An 18,293-nucleotide genomic window follows, 5' to 3' on the forward strand; every position below is an offset into this window, starting at 1 on the left:
AATTTTAAATCATTATATTATTAGTAGTTAGTATACGGGGTGTAGCTCAGCTTGGTTAGAGTACACGTCTGGGGGGCGTGTGGTCGCTGGTTCGAATCCAGTCACCCCGACTCTTTGTCTATTTATAGTATTTAGACAAGGAAAAATTTGTAATTTTTATAGTAATTTTCACTTTAATTTAGGACGTATATATACCCTAGTAGTATAAAATTACTACATAAATGTGTCTATATTAATATATATATCATTTACATCAATAAATAAATTAAAATATAACAAAATGCCTTATAACTAAATTGTTTTAAATAGCACGTTCTATTATAGAGTCAAGATAGAATTTTGTTCTTAAGCAATATAGATTTATTAAAACTGATATTAGTTTAAAACTGGATATGTGTTATTAACACTTACTACTAAAAAGGGATAACTCTTATAGTTATAAATACAAAGTATATAGAGTGAATATGAATTTAAAATATAAAGGTAATGTTTGTTCCATATTATTTCTTTTAAAGAATTTATAGTTATTATACTATTGATATTCAGTCTATAAATAAATCCTATTAAAGTAATAATAGAATTTTACTTTCACCCAATTATTAATATTTTTTTTTGAATAAAACTTAGGACGCTAAGAATTATTATAATTTCGAAAAAACTTAATATTATGACATCTATATATAGTCATATCCTAATTGTTAGGCGTTAATCTAGTAGTATATTCTAAGTATAATAATTAAAGAGCTGTAACTTTTTAAGTTTTCTTGATGTAATTAGATCTATTGTGTAATATATAATTACATCGTTTTTAAAATAACGTATAATTAAAAATTATTGTAACTTAGATGTAATTTCATTTATGTTACAAGTTTCATTTATCCGTAAACACCGGGAAAAAGTTTTAGAGGGCCTTCAAAAGAGATATTATTCTAAAACTAACATGATTGATCTAATACTTGATATTGATCAAAAGAGAAAAAATATACAATTTCAGTATGATAAGCGTTTAGCTGAAGTTAATAGGATTTCTAAAAAAATAGGAAAATTATTCCAAAATACTCAAGATGAGCAGATAACACCTTTACGTCAGAATTCTTTAATACTAAAAAAGGAAATATCCGAGCTTGCTAAGAATATTTCCGATAGTGAAAAATTTATTTTACAATCTCTGCTTGAATTACCTAATATTCCTCATGAAAAAGTCAAAGCAGGACGTTTAAACAAGGACAATGAAATTATAGATCAGCAGGGAGCCCTCCCCTCCTTAAAGGGGAGGGGGCTCCCTCATTGGGAACTAGCCAAGAAATTTGAACTTATAAATTGGGAGCTTGGCTCCCAAATCAGCGGTTCGGGATTCCCTGTATATATAGGGAAAGGAGCGCGTTTACAACGCGCTTTAATTGAGTATTTCTTACAGTATAATACTCGCGCAGGTTACCTTGAATATGCTCTTCCTTATTTGGTTAATAATGCCTCGGCTTACAATACCGGGCAATTGCCCGATAAAGAAGCTCAAATGTATAATGTTATTCAAGATGATCTTTATTTAATCCCTACAGCTGAGGTGCCTCTAATGAATTGTTTTCGTGGAAAAATTTTTCAAGAATATGAATTACCTATTAAAGCAACTGCATATACCCCTTGTTTTAGACGTGAAGCTGGTTCTTATGGGGCAAATGTTCGCGGTCTGAATCGTTTGCATCAGTTTGATAAAGTAGAGATCATTCAAATTACTACACCTGAGACCTCCTATAAAATTTTAGAAGAAATGGTAGAACATATTAAAAGTCTTCTAACTTCTTTAAGCTTACCTTTTCGCCTTTTAAGACTCTGTGGTGGAGATATGGGATTTACTGCTGCTATGACTTATGATTTTGAGGTATATTCAGTTGCACAAGATCGTTGGTTAGAGGTAAGTTCTATATCTAATTGTACTGATTTTCAAACTCATAGGCTTAAATTACGTTATAAAAATAAAGTAGGTAAAATTAAACTTTGTCATTCTTTAAATGCAAGTGCGTTAGCTTTACCGCGTATTTTCTCAAGTATTCTAGAAAACTATCAATTCGAATGTCATATAAATATTCCTGAAGTACTTATCCCTTTTGCTGGATTTGAAAAAATTACTCTTCCTATTTCTGCATTATGAAAGTTACAGAACATATCGCACGGGCTAAGAGAACTTTGTTTTCTTTTGAAGTTCTTCCACCTTTAAGAGGACACAGCATTCTTGATATTTTTGATACATTAGATCCTCTAATGGAATTTAATCCCCCTTTTATAGATGTTACTTACCATCGTGAGGAATTCATTTATAAAATTTGTCAAGATGAATTATTACAAAAAAAACGTCTTTCCAGACGTCCGGGAACTGTAGCTATATGTGCGGCTATTATGAATAAATATGGTATCGATGCTATACCTCATTTACTCTGCGGTGGATTTAATCAACAAATGACTGAAGACGCATTAATTGATTTACATTTTTTAGAGGTAAGTAATGTATTAGCTCTTCGTGGAGATCCAATTAAATCAGAAAGAAAATTTGTTCCTCAAAAAGAAGGTCATCGCTATGCGCTAGATTTAGTAAAACAGATTGTTGCTCTTAATAAAGGAATTTATCTTGATGAGGCTTTTAATAAAGGAACACCTTCGGATTTTTGTATAGGTATAGCTGGTTATCCCGAGAAACATTTTGAGGCCCCTAATAAAGAAGAAGATCTTTTCCATCTAATAGCAAAAGTTGCTGCGGGTGCTGATTATATAGTTACGCAAATGTTTTTTGATAATACAAAATATTTTGATTTTGTATCTCGTTGTCAGTCAGAGGGATTAAATATACCTATTATCCCAGGTATCAAACCTATTTCATCTAAATCTCAACTCTATAGCATTCCTGCAAATTTTCATGTAGATATTCCTCATGAACTTGTGCGACGGGTACAAAAAGCTAAAGATGATGAAAGTGTTTATCATATAGGAATAGAGTGGGCTGTTGAGCAGTCTATAGAACTTGAACGAGCGGGTGTCCCGTTGATTCATTATTATACTATGAGTAAGCCTCATAATGTTTATGAGGTAGTCAAAGCGCTTTATTAAGCTATTTATGAAGTGATACTATTCTACTTTTTTCTTTATTATATGATTATAAATAACCTTTTCCTTTTTTAAGAATTATAATCATTTGTCTAAAACTCAATTTTTTTTCTATCATTAGAGATAGATATAGTTATATATTTTTTTTTAAAAAAGTTGTATTGAATGGGGAAAAATCTATATACGTTCGACTCTAGTAATATGTAGAGATAACCCTACAAAAGGGTATTTTTTTTTACTTTATTCATAATAAAAATGGGAATGTAATAGATCTATTATTTTAGTTAAGTAAAAACTGACTTTTTTAAAGTTCTTTTAAAGAAATTAGATAATCTTTGTGGTAATTTTCTATTTATTCTTTAAGCCGTATTTTTTTTTATACTTTGGTCCATTCTATGACTCTCTAATAGAAGGAATTTTTATTTATCTGAAATATATTAGCTATATCATATGAGAAGCCAAAATACTATTATTAGTAATAAAATTATACCTTTTATAGGTACATACCTGTTAAACAGAATATTATAATAGCTTGTTGAATTTTAAATCCTATCACTTACGATAAGTATTTAAATATCTATTAATTTTCTATATATAATATGATTAAAAAGTATATATTTTAGAGAAATATCAATTCTTATATTACATAATATCACCTAAAAAATCTGCTGTTGAGCATTATTTAAGTTATTCAAAGGTCTCTTAATTTTTCCAATAAGTTTATATTGGAAATAATTATACCTTAACTTTAATTGCGAAAGTAGAAACTTTTAATCAGTACTTAAAATAAGATCTCTAAAAGAAATAAGCGTATAGTACCCTTTATTATTAAAATATGATTCCATATCCTCTGTACGGATAATTAAAGCAAAGTCCCCACCCCAAGCTCCTAAACTTTTTATGCTACTGGGATAATCTTTAAACAATCTCTCTTTTAATGGAAGTAGATTTAATATTTTACATGTTAAGTGTTCGTGTTCGTTTAAAAGTTCTTTAAAATTTTCTATGTTTTCGCAGTATGCTATATCTAAGGAAATATCTGATAATAGTTTAATAGTTTGAATGCATTTTTTTTTAGAATTATAATTTGAAATGGCTGATCTAGTATTTTGTTTTTTGTTAAGATAAAGAAAAAAGAGTTCCTCAGAGAAAGAAGGATTGAAATATATAGGTTTTATACAGCGTTTGTATGGTTGTAGTTTATAAAGAATTGATTTACCTAAAAAAGCACAAGATATATCACAACCACTACCACCAAAAGTTTTATCTATAAGTAGATAAGGATCTATTTCGAGCCATTTAGCTAGATTAGCTAGGAGAGAAGCACTACTACCTAATCCCCAATTTATTGGAAATTCTAGGCGCGTTTTTATTAGAATACCCATCATGCATTTTGAAGAAATACGCTCTTTAAATTCTCTCTGTAAAAATATATTTTTAAGTACTTTTGCTGTTTGCCAATCAGTACTGTAACCTATTTTTAATGAAGGACTGAAAAAAATAACTTCGAACCATATTTGCCCATTTTCATCATAGCTTTTCCAATGTAATTGATGTTTGTTATCTGTATATTCGACTTCTAAAGTTTGGCCTTTTCGAGTAGCTAAGACTGTTGCCCAAGCTCCATCTAGCACGGCATATTCTCCGCTAAGCATTATTTTACCATGACTATAAAAATATTTTTTCATCTGTTTTATTTACTTGGCTGAGATGGTTTTAATTTGTGAGTTAATTTTTTTAATAAGCCCTTGTAATACTTTCCCAGGACCAGTCTCTATAAAAATGCTTGCTCCATCATTGATCATTTTTTCTATGGATTGTTTCCAATGTACAGCTTCGGTTAATTGTTTGATAAGATTGTCTTTTATAATATATGGATCTATAGATCCTTTACTAGATACATTTTGATAAATAGGACAAAATGGTTTTTTAAAAAAAGTTCTTTCAATAACTTCAGTCAATTTTTTTTGCGCCGACTCCATCAAAGGAGAGTGAAAAGCTCCTCCTACCGGGAGTCTAGATATTCGCTTAGCACCCTTATTTTTTATAAGTTCGCACGCCTTTTCTAAAGCTTGTATTTCTCCTGAAATTACAAGCTGCCCTGGGCAGTTATAATTAGCTGGTACTACTCCTTCTACAAGGTTACATATTTCTTCTGTTATTTTATCTTCTAGTCCTAATATAGCAACCATCCCTGATGGGATTAGTTCGCAAACTTCTTGCATAGCTATAGCTCTTTGATATACTAGCTTAAGGCCTGTCTCAAAATTTAATCCTTCTACAGCTGCTAATGCTGAAAATTCTCCTAGAGAATGTCCAGCTACCATATCAGGTGAGAATTCCTTTAACGTTTTTGCTAAAATTACCGAGTGAATATATATGGCGGGTTGAGTAATATGGGTTTTTTTTAGGTCTTCGGCACTACCATCAAACATCATATCGGTAATACGGAATCCTAAAATACTATTAGCTTGTTCAAAAAGGATTCTTGCTTTAGGATTTTTATAAAGCTCTTTACCCATACCAGAATATTGGGTGCCTTGTCCAGGGAAAATATATGCTTTCATTAAAAAAATTACGTTTTCAAAATTAATTGTTTTAATAATTATAACAATAAGTACACTATCTATATTTGTCTAAAGTTTGTTTCTAATGTATATTATTTAAAATTATAATATGAAGCTTATAGATACTCATACACATCTTTATCTTAAAGAATTTGATTATGACCGTAATGAAGTTATAGAAAATTCTATAAAAGCCGGAGTAAAAGAGTTTTATTTGCCTTGTATAAATATGAAAACTCTCCCTTCTTTATTAGCTCTTGAGCGTTTTTATCCAGGTATTTGTTTCCCTATGATAGGGGTGCATCCTCTCTATATATATTCTGATAATCTAAAAATTGAAATGAAGTTTATTGAGGAATTTTTATCTAAACGAAAGTTCTTTGCAATAGGTGAAATAGGTATAGATTTATTCAGGGGAAAAAGTTTTTTAAAAGAGCAACAACACGTTTTTCATCAACAGGTATCTTTAGCTAAAGCATATGATATTCCTATTATTATTCACTGTAGGGAAGCTTTTAAAGAAACATTTGATATTATAGAACAAGAAAAGAATAAAAAGTTAAGAGGTATTTTTCACTGTTTTACAGGAACTCTTGATCAAGCTTATCAGGCAATAAGTTATGGTATGAAATTAGGTATAGGAGGAATGATTACTTTTAAAAATAATGATATTAAAAACTTTTTAAAACATATTTCTCTAGAACATATTGTTCTTGAGAGTGATGCCCCTTATTTAGCTCCCGTGCCTTATAGAGGCAAACGAAATGAGCCTGTTTTTTTATTTAAAATACTTACAAAACTTTCAGAGATATATGATATTGAGGAAAAAAAATTGGCTCGTATTACGAGTGCAAATGCTCGTCAGATTTTTCAAAATTTCTAAAAAACTTTTCCTTCAGATGTGATTTTTGATATTTTATTTATAAATAAATATGATATATTCAAAACTTTTGAATATATCATTCTATAGTTAGAAATTTGTAATAGAGATAATTCTCTCTAGAGAGAGAAATTTCGAATTTTTTAATTCGAATGAAAAATAAGATTATAGATAAAATATATTTTTAGTGTTTGTTAATCTTAACTGTAATATTGTACAAGACAAAAAAATTATATTTGCACGAAATTGTTTAGGTGAAATATAAAAGAGCCCTCTTAAAACTTAGCGGAGAATCTTTGATAGGAGAAGAAAGAATCGGTATAGATCCTAAGCGTCTTTATCAGTATGCTCAGGAGATTAAGCAAGTAGTAAATATCGGCACTCAAATAGCTATTGTTATAGGAGGTGGGAATATCTTTCGTGGTTTGACTGGATCTAATCATGGTATTGAACGTGTACAAGGAGATTATATAGGTATGCTTGCTACTGTAATTAATGGTATGGCCTTACAATCGGCTCTTGAAGATCTAGGAGTAGATACGCGATTACAAACTGCTATTCGTATGGAGCAGTTAGCTGAACCATTTATTAAACGACGTGCAGTTCGCCATCTGGAAAAAGGTCGTGTGGTGATATTTGGCGCAGGCACAGGTAATCCTTATTTCACTACAGATACTGCTGCTACTTTACGTGCAATAGAAATCGGAGCCCAAGTAATATTAAAAGGGACACGTGTGGATGGTATTTATACATCGGACCCTGAGAAAAATCATAATGCTCAAAAACTAAAAAATGTTTCTTTTGAAGATGTTTATAGCCAACGACTTAATATTATGGATATGACTGCTTTCACTCTAAGTAAAGAAAATAACGTTCCTATTATTATTTTTGATATGAATAAAGAGGATAACCTTAGAAAGGTAATTATTGGTAAAAGTATTGGCACATTAGTATCAAAATAAATAATTTTATGGAAGAGCTCGAAAAAATTATATCGGGAAGTAAAAAAGAAATGGAGAAATCACTTGAACATCTTAAAAAATCTTTTTTGCAGATCCGTACCGGGAAAGCGAGTCCTCATATGTTAGAGACAATTAAGGTAGAGTATTATGGCATACTAACTCCTTTAAATCAAGTAGCTAACATTAGTATTATAAATTATATGACCTTAAATATACAGCCTTGGGAACGAAACATGTTAGCGGCTATAGATCGTGCGATCATAAATGCTAATATTGGTTTTACTCCTATGAATAATGGAGAAACTATTATTGTTCATCTTCCACCTCTTACACAAGATCGTAGAAAAGAATTAGTAAAAAAGGCTAAAACTGAGACAGAACTTCGTAAAGTACGTGTTAGAAATATTCGTAAAGAATCTAAAGAACGTCTCAAAAAAATTGATATTCTTTCTGAAGATTTAATTAAATCGTCTGAAGAGAAGATCCAAGAAATTACTCATTTTTATATAAAAAAGCTAGATGATCTTTTTCTTGTCAAAGAAAAAGAAATACTTACTATTTAGCTCCGATATATAATATAAATAAGAATCAGTGATGTCTAAAGTTGCTTTTTTAGTGTTTCATGTCTTATGAAAAACTATTCAATTAAAACGTTGCTTAAAGGGGATGAATCTTTTATTGGGGAAAAAGTTCTTATAAATGCTTGGGTAAGAGCTTTTAGATGTTATCGTTTTATATCACTTAATGATGGCTCCTCTATAAGAGATTTACAAGTTATAGTGGAATACGCCTGTTTTTCTGAGGAATTACTAAAAAAAATTACTATAGGAACTGCTTTACAAATTAACGGTATTGTAGTAAAAAGCAAAGGGAAAGAGCAAGCAATAGAAGTTCTTGCTAAGAGTATTGAATTATATAGTGAGACCCTCTCAAAGGAGTTGCAAGAGACTATTTTACAACCTAAACGTCATAGCCTAGAAAAACTTAGAGAACAAGCCCATTTGCGTCTTCGTACCAAATTATTTGGTGCTATAATGCGCATAAGACATCAACTAGCTTTTAGCGTACACACATATTTCCATAACCGTGGTTTTTTATATATACATACTCCTATTATTACTGCTTCAGATGCTGAAGGCGCTGGGGAAATGTTTCGTGTAACTTCCTTTGATTTAGGAAAAATTCCACTTGATTATCAAGGTAAAGTTGATCAAAGCCAAGATTTCTTTGGGCGCTCTACTCATCTTACAGTTTCAGGTCAACTAGAAGGAGAGGTTGCTGCTATGGCTTTAAGTAAAATTTATACTTTTGGGCCTATCTTCCGTGCTGAAAATTCTAATACCTCAAGACACTTAGCTGAATTCTGGATGGTAGAACCAGAGATAGCTTTTTATGACCTTTTACAAAATATGGATTTAGCTGAGGATTTTTTAAAGTTCCTTATCAGTAATGTTTTAAAAAATTGTGCTGAGGATATCGATTTCCTTAATCAACGTTTTATAGAAGATCAAAATCAAAAACCCATACAATACAGGTCAGAAAGTACTCTTTTAGAGCATCTCGAACTAATATGCCAAGTTCCTTTTATTAGAATTAGTTATGATAAAGCTATAGAAGTTTTATTATCTAGTAAATTGTATAAAAAAGGAGTTTTTAAACATTCTATAAAATGGGGTATGGAATTACAATCAGAACATGAGAGATATTTAGTGGAAAAATGTTTTCGAGTTCCTCTTATTTTATATAATTATCCAGCAGCTATTAAGGCATTTTATATGCGTTTAAATGAAGATAGAAAAACTGTTTGCGCTATGGATATTCTTTTTCCTGGTCTTGGGGAAATAATAGGAGGATCTCAGCGAGAAGAGCGTTACGAGGTTATGTTAGAACGTATACAAACATTAGAGATTAATAAGGAATCACTATGGTGGTATTTAGATACTCGTCGGCTTGGTTCAGCTCCACATAGTGGATTTGGCCTAGGTTTTGAACGTCTTGTCCAATTTGTTACAGGTATGAGTAATATACGGGATGTTATCCCCTTTCCTCGTACACCTAAAAATGCAGAGTTTTAAAAAAATGTTAAAACAGTATCTTCAGCAAAAAATACATCAAAAATTATCTCCTCAGCAAATACAGCTTATGAAGCTCATAAAGTTATCTACTTTAGCTTTTGAAGAACGCGTTGATCAAGAGTTTGAGGAAAATCCGGCACTTGAGCTTGATTATGATCAAGTAAGCGATGATTCTGATAAAGATACCCTCTATTTTGACGAGCAAGAAGGAGAGCAAATTATAGATACTTCATCAATCAATATTGATGAATATCTTAGCGATGATGAAATTCCTGATTATAAAATACGTCTTAATCACAAAGAGCCTGGTTGGCAAGAGCGAGTTTTTTCAACTGAATCAACTGAAAGCTTTTTTGATCATTTGCATTTACAGTTATATACTTTCCAATTAAGTGAAGAAGATTTTTCCATTGCGGATTTTATTATAGGTAATTTAGATGATGATGGTTATTTGCGTAGAGATTTAGAAAATATAGCTCATGATATGGCTTTTACAGTAGGATTACAGATAGAAATAAAAAAAATAGAATATTTACTTTTAGAAGTAATACAAAAATTAGAGCCTTATGGCGTAGGGGCTAGAAATTTAAAAGAGTGTCTGCTAATTCAACTTAAAAACAAAAATTTATCACCTACTACCACATTAGCAAAACGTATTCTTACCGAGACTTTCGATCTTTTTTCAAAAAAACACTACGATAAACTTAAAGAACGTTATCAAATTGATACTAAGATTTTACAATCAGCGATCTATCAAATTGAACGTCTTAATCCTAAACCTGGTAAAGTATATGAGGGAGGTTTATTTTCTACAGAACATATTATTCCTGATTTTGTATTACGTATTATAGATGGAGAACTTGAACTATCCCTTAATGGGCGTAATATGCCTGAACTTAAAGTAGCGCCTTCTTATATAGACATGTTACTGTCCTATAAAAGGGGGAATAAGACAGTTAAAGAAAAGAATGCTATTTTTTTTATCAAACAAAAACTCGATGCAGCTAAATGGTTTATCGATGCTATTAAACAAAGAGAGCATACACTCTTACTAACTATGAATGCTATTGTAGATTATCAAAGAGCTTACTTCTTAAGTGGTGATGAACAGAAAATGCAGCCTATGGTTTTGAAAGATATAGCTATATCTACGGGTATGGATATTTCCACTATATCTAGAGTAGTAAGCAGCAAATATTTAGAAACTCCTTATGGCACTTTTCTTATCAAAGATTTATTTTCTGAAGGAATGATTAATAAATATGGGAAAGAAGTATCTACTATTGAAATAAAAAATATGTTAACACACCTTATTAATAAGGAAGATAAAAAATCACCTCTAAGTGATGAAAAACTTTCTTTTCTTCTCACAAATAAAGGTTATAATATAGCTAGACGTACAGTAGCTAAATACCGAGAGCAACTTCACTTGCCAATAGCAAGATTGCGTAGACATATACAAAAAATCCCCTCTGAAAAATTATGCTAAGAGATTGATAAAAAGATTATAATATTATGTAATAATATAAATTATTAGGGTTATTTGTATCTTAACTTTTTTTTAGTCACTTTATAATAAAATATTACTAAATAATAAAAAAGTATTTGCTTTTATACATAAAAATCTTAAGCATGATAATATTATATTATAATAACATTTATAATATACCGATATTTAGTTATCTTTAGTAATAAGTATATACTAAACGTATATTTATTTACTTATAAGTAAAAGCAAAAAATTACTTAAATATTAGTTTTAATTTGAATATTAAAAATTCTTAATCATGGTAAATATATCTAAACCAGCAAAAGAGAAATTAATTGCATTAATGAAAGAACAAGGACTTTCTCCTATAGGTTCATATATACGGTTTGGAGTAAAAAGTGGAGGGTGTTCAGGACTTTCTTATCAGCTTGCTTTCGATCAAAAGAAAAACCTACAAGATAAACTATTTGAGGATGGAGAGGTAAAGATTCTTATTGATAAAGAGAGTGTCCTTTATTTAGCCGGAACAACCCTTGAGTACTCTGATGGGTTAAATGGTAAAGGTTTCTATTTTAATAATCCAAATGCTAAACGTACTTGTGGCTGTGGTGATAGTTTTTCTGCTTAAGTCAATACTATCTATACGTTGTATAGATCATTAAAAAACTTGCATGAGCAAAAATGATAAAATTATTAAAGAGGTTGCCAATTCTGAATACAAGTATGGTTTTTATACCCAGATGGACTCTGATAAGTTTCCTAAGGGATTAAATGAAAATGTAATTTGTAACCTTTCTGCGAAGAAAAATGAGCCAAAATGGATGACCGAGTGGAGACTTAGGGCTTTCCAACTATGGAAGACTATGGAAGAGCCTAAATGGGCTAATATTAATTACAATAAGCCTGATTTTCAGAATATCAGTTATTATGCTGCACCTAAAAATAAGCCTCTTTTAGATAGTATTGATAAAGTAGATCCTGATCTTTTAGAGACCTTTAATAAATTAGGTATTTCATTAGAAGAACAGAAACGTTTAAGTGGTGTCGCTATAGATATAGTAATGGATTCCGTATCAGTCGCTACTACTTTTAAAAAGACTTTATCTGAAAAAGGTATTATTTTCTGTCCTATAAGCCAGGCTATACGTGAATATCCTGAACTTGTTAAGAAGTATATAGGAGTTGTCGTCCCTCAGGGGGATAATTTTTATGCAGCGCTGAATTCAGCGGTTTTTTCTGACGGTTCTTTCTGTTATATTCCTAAAGGAGTACGTTGCCCTATGGAGCTCTCTACCTATTTTCGCATCAATGAAGGTGGAACAGGGCAATTTGAGCGTACTTTAATTATTGCTGATGAAGATTCGTATGTAAGTTATTTAGAAGGATGTACTGCCCCTGAACGAAATGAAAATCAATTGCATGCTGCTGTTGTGGAGATTATTGCTTTAGAGAGATCTGAAGTTAGATATTCTACTGTCCAAAATTGGTTCCCTGGAGATAAAAAAGGGAGAGGAGGTGTTTATAATTTTGTTACTAAACGCGCACTTTGTGAGAAAGATGCTAAGATCTCTTGGACACAAGTTGAAACTGGTTCGGCTATTACCTGGAAATATCCTTCTTGTATTTTAAAAGGTGATGGTTCAATAGGTGAATTCTATTCTATAGCTTTAACGAAAAATTTTCAACAAGCTGACACTGGGACTAAAATGATTCACATTGGTGAAAATACGAGAAGCACGATTATTTCTAAGGGAATTTCTGCAGGAAAATCTCAAAATAGTTACCGTGGGTTAGTTAAAATATTACCAAAAGCGAAAAATGCACGAAATTTTTCCCAATGCGATTCATTACTTATGGGGAATTCATGTGGTGCGCATACTTTCCCTTATATAGAAGTTAGAAATCCTTCTGCTCATATAGAACATGAGGCTACTACTTCAAAAATAGGGGAAGATCAAATATTTTACTGCAATCAAAGAGGAATAGATAGTGAAAAGGCAGTAGCTCTTATCGTAAATGGGTTTAGTAGGGAAGTTCTTAATAAACTACCAATGGAGTTTGCGATCGAAGCTAGAAAACTTATGGAAATTTCTCTCGAGGGATCCGTAGGCTAAAACATATATTTTTTTCTCTTTTATATTATTCGTTGTGTTAAAAATTACTAATCTTTATGCTAGCATAAAGGGAAAAGATATTCTCAAAGGTATTGATATAGAAATTAAATCTGGTGAGATTCATGCTATTATGGGGCCTAATGGTTCAGGTAAAAGTACCCTCTCTTCAGTTATTGCTGGTAAAGAAGATTATAAAATAACTAAGGGGACCCTCCTTTTTCAAGGAGAAGACATTTCATGTCTTCTCCCAGAAGAGAGAGCTCATTTAGGAATTTTTCTTTCTTTTCAATATCCTATTGAAATTCCTGGGATATCGGTTACAAATTTTATTCGAACAGCTGTTAACGCTTCTAGAAAAACCAAAGGGGTAGAAGAGATGTCAGCTGTTAAAATGCTAAAAAAGATTAGAGAAAAATCTAATCTCTTAGGCATTGATAAGAATTTTCTTTCACGTTCACTAAATGAGGGTTTTTCAGGAGGAGAAAAAAAACGTAATGAAATTTTTCAAATGGCTATGCTAGAGCCTAGATTAGCTATTTTAGATGAAGTCGATTCAGGGTTAGACATCGATGCTCTTCGCATAGTTGCAGCAGGGGTTAATGCTTTAAAGAACGATCATAATGCATTTTTGATTATCACTCATTATCATCGTCTTCTTGAATATATCATACCGGATTATGTACATGTATTTTATCAAGGAAAAATCGTTAAATCAGGTAATCGAGAATTAGCATTAGAACTTGAAACTAAAGGCTATGATTGGATTAAAAAAGGAATAAGTTAAAACTATCAATATGAAGTTGAAAGATAAAATAGTATCTTCTTATATAGCTCAGCAAGAAATGCAAATTCCAGTTAATAAATATATTCATGAACTGCGTTGTGCAGCTATTAACGTATTTGAAAAAAAAGGGTTCCCTTCTTTTGATAATGAGGAATGGAGGTATACCAATCTCACCCCTTTACTAAAACATGATTATACGCTTTTTACTCATGATAAAATTTTAGTAGAACGCAAAGATATACGACCTTATCTTTTAGATGATCTCGATAGTTTCCGTCTAGTGTTTGTAGACGGTATATACAGTTCTTGGCTTTCTGAAACTACTCATCAGAATAAGGATATTTGTGTGCTTTCACACGCGTTCTCATTGAGAAAATATGCTTCAGTTATAGAAACTTATTATTCTAAATTAGTGCCTAATGAAGGATTAAGTTCTATAAATACAGCTTTTGCTCAAGATGGCGCCTATATTTATATACCCGAGGGGACTTTAGTGGAAAAACCTATTCAGATTTTATATTTATATAGCGGCAGTAGTGGTAATTATCCATTACTTCATCCTAGAAATTTGGTGATTTTAGGTAAAGGATCTCATGGACAAATTATAGAGCGTCATCATTCTTTAGGGATACATGCTCCATTAAGTAATTCGGTAACTGAAATTTATGTTCATGCTCATAGTAATTTAGAATATTTCAAGATCCAAGATGATCAACCTAAATCTTCTTTGATAGATCAAACTTTTATTTCACAAGATGATCAAAGCCAATGTTTTATAGGCACTTTTTCATTTGGAGGTAACATTGTACGAAACAATTTGCATGTTTATCAACGGGCTCAAGAGGTAAGTTCACAACTTAATGGTCTTAGTATTTTGCATGGTGAGAGTTTAGTAGATCACCATACTATAATAGAGCATGCTTATCCCTATGGGGAAAGTCGTGAAATTTATAAAGGTATTTTTGATGATAAATCTAAAGGGGTTTTTAATGGAAAAATCATAGTACATGAACAAGCTCAGGAAACTAATGCTTTTCAAAAAAGTAATACTGTTTTGCTATCTCGAGAAGCTATTGTAAACATAAAACCACAACTTGAAATTTTCGCTGATAATGTTCATTGTTCTCACGGTTGCACAGTAGGGGAGCTTAACCAGCAGGCTCTATTTTATTTGCGATCACGAGGTATTCCTGAAAAACAAGCTCAAGCTCAGTTGCTATTTGCTTTTGCTAGAGGCGCATTTGAGAATATTTCTATTCCACAACTCAAAAACTATATTCATGTGCTTATAAGTAAGAAGTTAAACGTTCATTTCGAATTTATTTTATAAGAGCCTAATAATGTTATCACCATCAGAAATTCATGAACTACGAACTTATTTCCCTATATTATCTCAAAAAGTTTATAAAAAACCGTGGATATATTTAGATAATGCGGCTACTACTCAAAAACCATTAACAGTTATCAATAGTATAAAAGATTACTATTTTACTATAAATGCTAATGTGCATCGTGGAGTTCATTACATTAGTCAACTTGCAACTCAAGCTATAGAACAAAGCAGAGAACATCTACGAAGATTCATAAATGCCTCTAATGCAGAAGAAATTATATTCACTAAAGGCACTACTGAATCTATCAATCTTATTTCATCTATAATAGATGATTTCATAAATGAAGGAGATGAGATTATTCTTTCTGAGTTAGAACATCACTCAAATATCATTCCTTGGCAAATGCTTTGCCAACGTAAAAAGGCACATTTGCGTATTATACCTATAGATCATAATGCTTGTTTACGTTTAGATCGCTTTGATGAACTTTTAACCTATCGAACTCGTCTAGTAGCGATTAGTCATATTTCCAATGCTTTAGGTGTAATAAATCCTATAAAAGAGATAATACAAAAAGCGCATGCAAAAGGTGCTTGGGTACTTGTAGACGGCGCTCAAGCACTTCCACATACTGAGGTAGATGTCCGTGATTTAGATGTCGATTTTTATGCTTTTTCTGCTCATAAGATGTATGGGCCTACAGGGATAGGAGTCCTTTATGGAAAGAGAAATTTATTAGAACTTTTCTCTCCTTGGCAGGGAGGAGGTGGTATGATTAAAGAAGTTACTTTTGAAAAGACGATTTACGCAGAACTACCATTTAAATTAGAAGCCGGAACACCAAATATTGCTGGGATTATCGCCTGGGATCAGGCTCTTACTTTTTTAGAGAATATAGGTAAAAATTCTATTAAAACCTATGAAAACTATTTACTTTACGAAGTAAATAGAGCTTTAAAAGAAATACCTAATATTCTACTCTATGCAGAACTTGCTCCCCGTTCGGCTATTATATCTTTTAATTTACTAGGTATACATCCATTTGATGTAGGAAGTATTTTAAATAAAATGGGAATAGCTGTACGTACTGGACACCATTGCGCTCAGCCTCTTATGAGTGTATTAAATACTCCTGGGACTATTCGTGCGAGCTTAGCTATATATAATACTTTAGAAGAAAGTGAAAAACTTTGCGTGGCTATTACTAAAGCTTCTAAAATGATTATTATTTGAAATAATTTAATCTTCTAGAAGATAGAGAGTTTATTCTTTTTGATATCATGGGGTATTTTTAATTAACTAAAGAAAGTCTTCTTTAGTTAATTTTTTAATTTCTAGACTTATATTCAAATTTTCAGGGCATTTAAGAAAAAAGATCCTCTATTTTTCTATGAAGTTTTATTTTGGGGATTTTTTATTCAAAATATTTATGAGCTTTTCTTGATTTTTATTAAAATCTAACGCTTTATTATAGAATTTCAGTTCATTGAGCAGAATATATCTACTACTACTATGGTAGACCCCCTATGTTAATAACATATTTTCATTTTTCTAAGTAAATACCCTTTAATTTCATCGTATCTAAAGCTTTTAAATAATTTTCCTTATTTAGATATCTAGTTAACCCACATAAATAATGAGTAGTGAATCCTAGGTGTTTAGCATCAAGAGCTGTATAATAAACACAATAATCAGCAGCTAATCCACAAACGAAAACACTTGTAACACTAATACCTTTAAGATAATTGCCTAGACCTGTTGTGATTTGATTATCGTCAAAGAAGCCACTATAACTATCTGTTTCCTTATGAATGCCTTTTCTGAATATAGCATATATAGGATTAGTATCTATAGATTTTACCAACTCAGCTCCTTTACTACCTTGTATACAATGATCAGGCCATAATATTTGTTGCTTTTCTTTCCAGAAAATTTTTTCAAAAGTGCTTTTACCCGGATGGTTAGATGCGAAACTCTTATGATTACTAGGGTGCCAGTCTTGTGTGGCAACTACAACATCAAAATTTCTTTGTTCTTTATTTATTTCGAATATAATATTTTTACTATCAGGTACTGGAAGAGCTCCACCTTCTATAAAATCATTTTGAATATCAACAATTATGAGTGCCTTTTTCATAGGGAATTTTATAATATTCTAATTTTGTGTAATGTAATATTTTTTTAATTTTGTGAGTAAAATAATTACCTGTATTTTAATCATAAAATTAAAAAAAACTATGGGGAAAGGTGATCAAAAAACTCGTCGTGGAAAAATTAATAGAGGTACATCTGGAAATACTCGTTTAAGTCAAAAAAATATAAGACGAAAAAAAAACTTTTTAGAATAAATAGTAAGATATTGTAAATAAATTCTTGTATGATAAATAGACATTGGAAATTACCTACCTAAGGTTATTTTTTTTATTAATATATATTATATTCTATTCCTCTTTTTTCTAGAAAGTCTTCTTAATATACTATTAAATGAATTCTTAAAAGAAAACTACTCATGTAAAATTAGTAATAGCATTAAATTAGAGAGAATATTTTTTATAACTATTTATTTGTTAATACGTGAAATTTTCTAAAGTGGATTTATATCTTTATATAAAGATTTTATAATGACAAATAAAGTATGTTATTAACGTAATTTACTTACTTTTTTTTTAAGTAAATAGTTTAAAAAACTAAAAAAGTGGATTATATTTTTACGTTTTTTTTTTAAGCATATGTTTAGTATTTTTTTATGTTATGTATATTTTTTATCATAATAAAATGATAAAAAATATTTAGATATTATCATATCACAATACTCTATAATAATTTTATCAATGATAGGATATTCTACATCTTCCAGAATTGTTAGGGATAATTTTATTTATCCCTAAAAAAAAACGATAGAAAGGCGAAAAAATTTACAACATCACATATTTATAAAGAAAATATGATGAATCCAATATATAGCAAATGTACTAAGAGGAATTTTTCATTT

Annotated in this window: 16 protein-coding genes and 1 tRNA gene; 14 read left to right on the top strand and 3 right to left on the bottom strand. The window is 30.7% G+C overall.

Annotated features, from left to right (window positions below):
• The first annotated feature begins 35 nt into the window (after positions 1-35).
• The 3 genes from ACUBP5_RS01230 to metF all read left to right on the top strand — a co-directional run bounded on the left by ACUBP5_RS01230 (position 36) and on the right by metF (position 3,099).
• A tRNA-Pro gene (locus ACUBP5_RS01230) sits at positions 36-110 on the top strand.
• 749 nt (positions 111-859) lie between these two features.
• On the top strand, positions 860-2,149 hold the full coding sequence (gene serS / locus ACUBP5_RS01235; RefSeq protein WP_482168490.1) for a serine--tRNA ligase: 1,290 nt from the start codon (positions 860-862) through the stop codon (positions 2,147-2,149).
• Positions 2,146-3,099, top strand: a complete 954-nt coding sequence (gene metF, locus ACUBP5_RS01240; protein WP_482168491.1) for a methylenetetrahydrofolate reductase [NAD(P)H] — start codon at positions 2,146-2,148, stop codon at positions 3,097-3,099. The genes serS and metF overlap by 4 nt, the downstream gene beginning before the upstream one ends.
• 767 nt (positions 3,100-3,866) lie before the next feature.
• Here the strand turns inward: metF and ACUBP5_RS01245 are convergent.
• Positions 3,867-4,784 (bottom strand): GYDIA family GHMP kinase, encoded by a 918-nt coding sequence (locus tag ACUBP5_RS01245; RefSeq protein WP_482168492.1) that lies wholly within the window; start codon positions 4,782-4,784, stop codon positions 3,867-3,869.
• Between the two features lie 9 nt (positions 4,785-4,793).
• Positions 4,794-5,663, bottom strand: coding sequence for an ACP S-malonyltransferase (gene fabD, locus ACUBP5_RS01250; protein WP_482168493.1), 870 nt, complete (start codon positions 5,661-5,663; stop codon positions 4,794-4,796).
• A gap of 109 nt (positions 5,664-5,772) precedes the next feature.
• Here fabD and ACUBP5_RS01255 point away from each other — a divergent pair, with 109 nt between their 5' ends.
• The 10 genes from ACUBP5_RS01255 to ACUBP5_RS01300 all read left to right on the top strand — a co-directional run bounded on the left by ACUBP5_RS01255 (position 5,773) and on the right by ACUBP5_RS01300 (position 16,534).
• The gene (locus tag ACUBP5_RS01255) at positions 5,773-6,546 is read left to right on the top strand and encodes a TatD family hydrolase (RefSeq protein ID WP_482168494.1); all 774 of its coding nucleotides are present in this window, start codon (positions 5,773-5,775) and stop codon (positions 6,544-6,546) included.
• Positions 6,547-6,797: 251 nt separating this feature from the next.
• Positions 6,798-7,505: a UMP kinase gene (gene pyrH / locus ACUBP5_RS01260; RefSeq protein WP_482168495.1), complete on the top strand. Its 708-nt coding sequence runs from the start codon at positions 6,798-6,800 to the stop codon at positions 7,503-7,505.
• Between the two features lie 8 nt (positions 7,506-7,513).
• Positions 7,514-8,068 carry a ribosome recycling factor gene (frr, locus tag ACUBP5_RS01265; RefSeq protein WP_482168496.1) on the top strand — a complete coding sequence of 185 codons (555 nt, stop codon included), beginning with the start codon at positions 7,514-7,516 and terminating at the stop codon, positions 8,066-8,068.
• A 66-nt stretch (positions 8,069-8,134) separates the two neighbouring features.
• Positions 8,135-9,580 carry an asparagine--tRNA ligase gene (gene asnS, locus ACUBP5_RS01270; protein WP_482168497.1) on the top strand — a complete coding sequence of 482 codons (1,446 nt, stop codon included), beginning with the start codon at positions 8,135-8,137 and terminating at the stop codon, positions 9,578-9,580.
• Between the two features lie 4 nt (positions 9,581-9,584).
• Complete coding sequence (gene rpoN, locus ACUBP5_RS01275) at positions 9,585-11,069, top strand: RNA polymerase factor sigma-54 (protein WP_482168498.1); 1,485 nt, start codon at positions 9,585-9,587, stop codon at positions 11,067-11,069.
• A gap of 298 nt (positions 11,070-11,367) precedes the next feature.
• Entirely contained in the window at positions 11,368-11,697 is a 330-nt protein-coding gene (locus ACUBP5_RS01280; protein ID WP_482168499.1) for a HesB/IscA family protein, read from the top strand.
• Positions 11,698-11,740: 43 nt separating this feature from the next.
• Entirely contained in the window at positions 11,741-13,183 is a 1,443-nt protein-coding gene (gene sufB / locus ACUBP5_RS01285; RefSeq protein WP_482168500.1) for a Fe-S cluster assembly protein SufB, read from the top strand.
• A 34-nt stretch (positions 13,184-13,217) separates the two neighbouring features.
• Entirely contained in the window at positions 13,218-13,967 is a 750-nt protein-coding gene (gene sufC, locus ACUBP5_RS01290; protein WP_482168501.1) for a Fe-S cluster assembly ATPase SufC, read from the top strand.
• Positions 13,968-13,977: 10 nt separating this feature from the next.
• Positions 13,978-15,297, top strand: coding sequence for a Fe-S cluster assembly protein SufD (gene sufD / locus ACUBP5_RS01295; protein ID WP_482168502.1), 1,320 nt, complete (start codon positions 13,978-13,980; stop codon positions 15,295-15,297).
• A gap of 10 nt (positions 15,298-15,307) precedes the next feature.
• Complete coding sequence (locus ACUBP5_RS01300) at positions 15,308-16,534, top strand: aminotransferase class V-fold PLP-dependent enzyme (protein WP_482168503.1); 1,227 nt, start codon at positions 15,308-15,310, stop codon at positions 16,532-16,534.
• Between the two features lie 310 nt (positions 16,535-16,844).
• Here the strand turns inward: ACUBP5_RS01300 and ACUBP5_RS01305 are convergent, their stop codons facing one another.
• Positions 16,845-17,438, bottom strand: a complete 594-nt coding sequence (locus ACUBP5_RS01305; protein WP_482168504.1) for a nicotinamidase — start codon at positions 17,436-17,438, stop codon at positions 16,845-16,847.
• 52 nt (positions 17,439-17,490) lie between these two features.
• Here ACUBP5_RS01305 and ACUBP5_RS01310 point away from each other — a divergent pair, with 52 nt between their 5' ends.
• Complete coding sequence (locus tag ACUBP5_RS01310) at positions 17,491-17,649, top strand: 30S ribosomal protein THX (protein ID WP_482168505.1); 159 nt, start codon at positions 17,491-17,493, stop codon at positions 17,647-17,649.
• The last annotated feature ends 644 nt before the right edge of the window (positions 17,650-18,293 follow it).

The sequence above is a fragment of the Candidatus Insignibacter tubulum genome (assembly GCF_056790205.1).

Coding starts and splice junctions, on each gene's coding strand:
- serS (WP_482168490.1), top strand. CDS start 860: ATGTTACAAGTTTCATTTATCCGTAAACACCGGGAAAAAGTTTTAGAG.
- metF (WP_482168491.1), top strand. CDS start 2,146: ATGAAAGTTACAGAACATATCGCACGGGCTAAGAGAACTTTGTTTTCT.
- ACUBP5_RS01245 (WP_482168492.1), bottom strand. CDS start 4,784: ATGAAAAAATATTTTTATAGTCATGGTAAAATAATGCTTAGCGGAGAA.
- fabD (WP_482168493.1), bottom strand. CDS start 5,663: ATGAAAGCATATATTTTCCCTGGACAAGGCACCCAATATTCTGGTATG.
- ACUBP5_RS01255 (WP_482168494.1), top strand. CDS start 5,773: ATGAAGCTTATAGATACTCATACACATCTTTATCTTAAAGAATTTGAT.
- frr (WP_482168496.1), top strand. CDS start 7,514: ATGGAAGAGCTCGAAAAAATTATATCGGGAAGTAAAAAAGAAATGGAG.
- asnS (WP_482168497.1), top strand. CDS start 8,135: ATGAAAAACTATTCAATTAAAACGTTGCTTAAAGGGGATGAATCTTTT.
- rpoN (WP_482168498.1), top strand. CDS start 9,585: ATGTTAAAACAGTATCTTCAGCAAAAAATACATCAAAAATTATCTCCT.
- ACUBP5_RS01280 (WP_482168499.1), top strand. CDS start 11,368: ATGGTAAATATATCTAAACCAGCAAAAGAGAAATTAATTGCATTAATG.
- sufB (WP_482168500.1), top strand. CDS start 11,741: ATGAGCAAAAATGATAAAATTATTAAAGAGGTTGCCAATTCTGAATAC.
- sufD (WP_482168502.1), top strand. CDS start 13,978: ATGAAGTTGAAAGATAAAATAGTATCTTCTTATATAGCTCAGCAAGAA.
- ACUBP5_RS01300 (WP_482168503.1), top strand. CDS start 15,308: ATGTTATCACCATCAGAAATTCATGAACTACGAACTTATTTCCCTATA.
- ACUBP5_RS01305 (WP_482168504.1), bottom strand. CDS start 17,438: ATGAAAAAGGCACTCATAATTGTTGATATTCAAAATGATTTTATAGAA.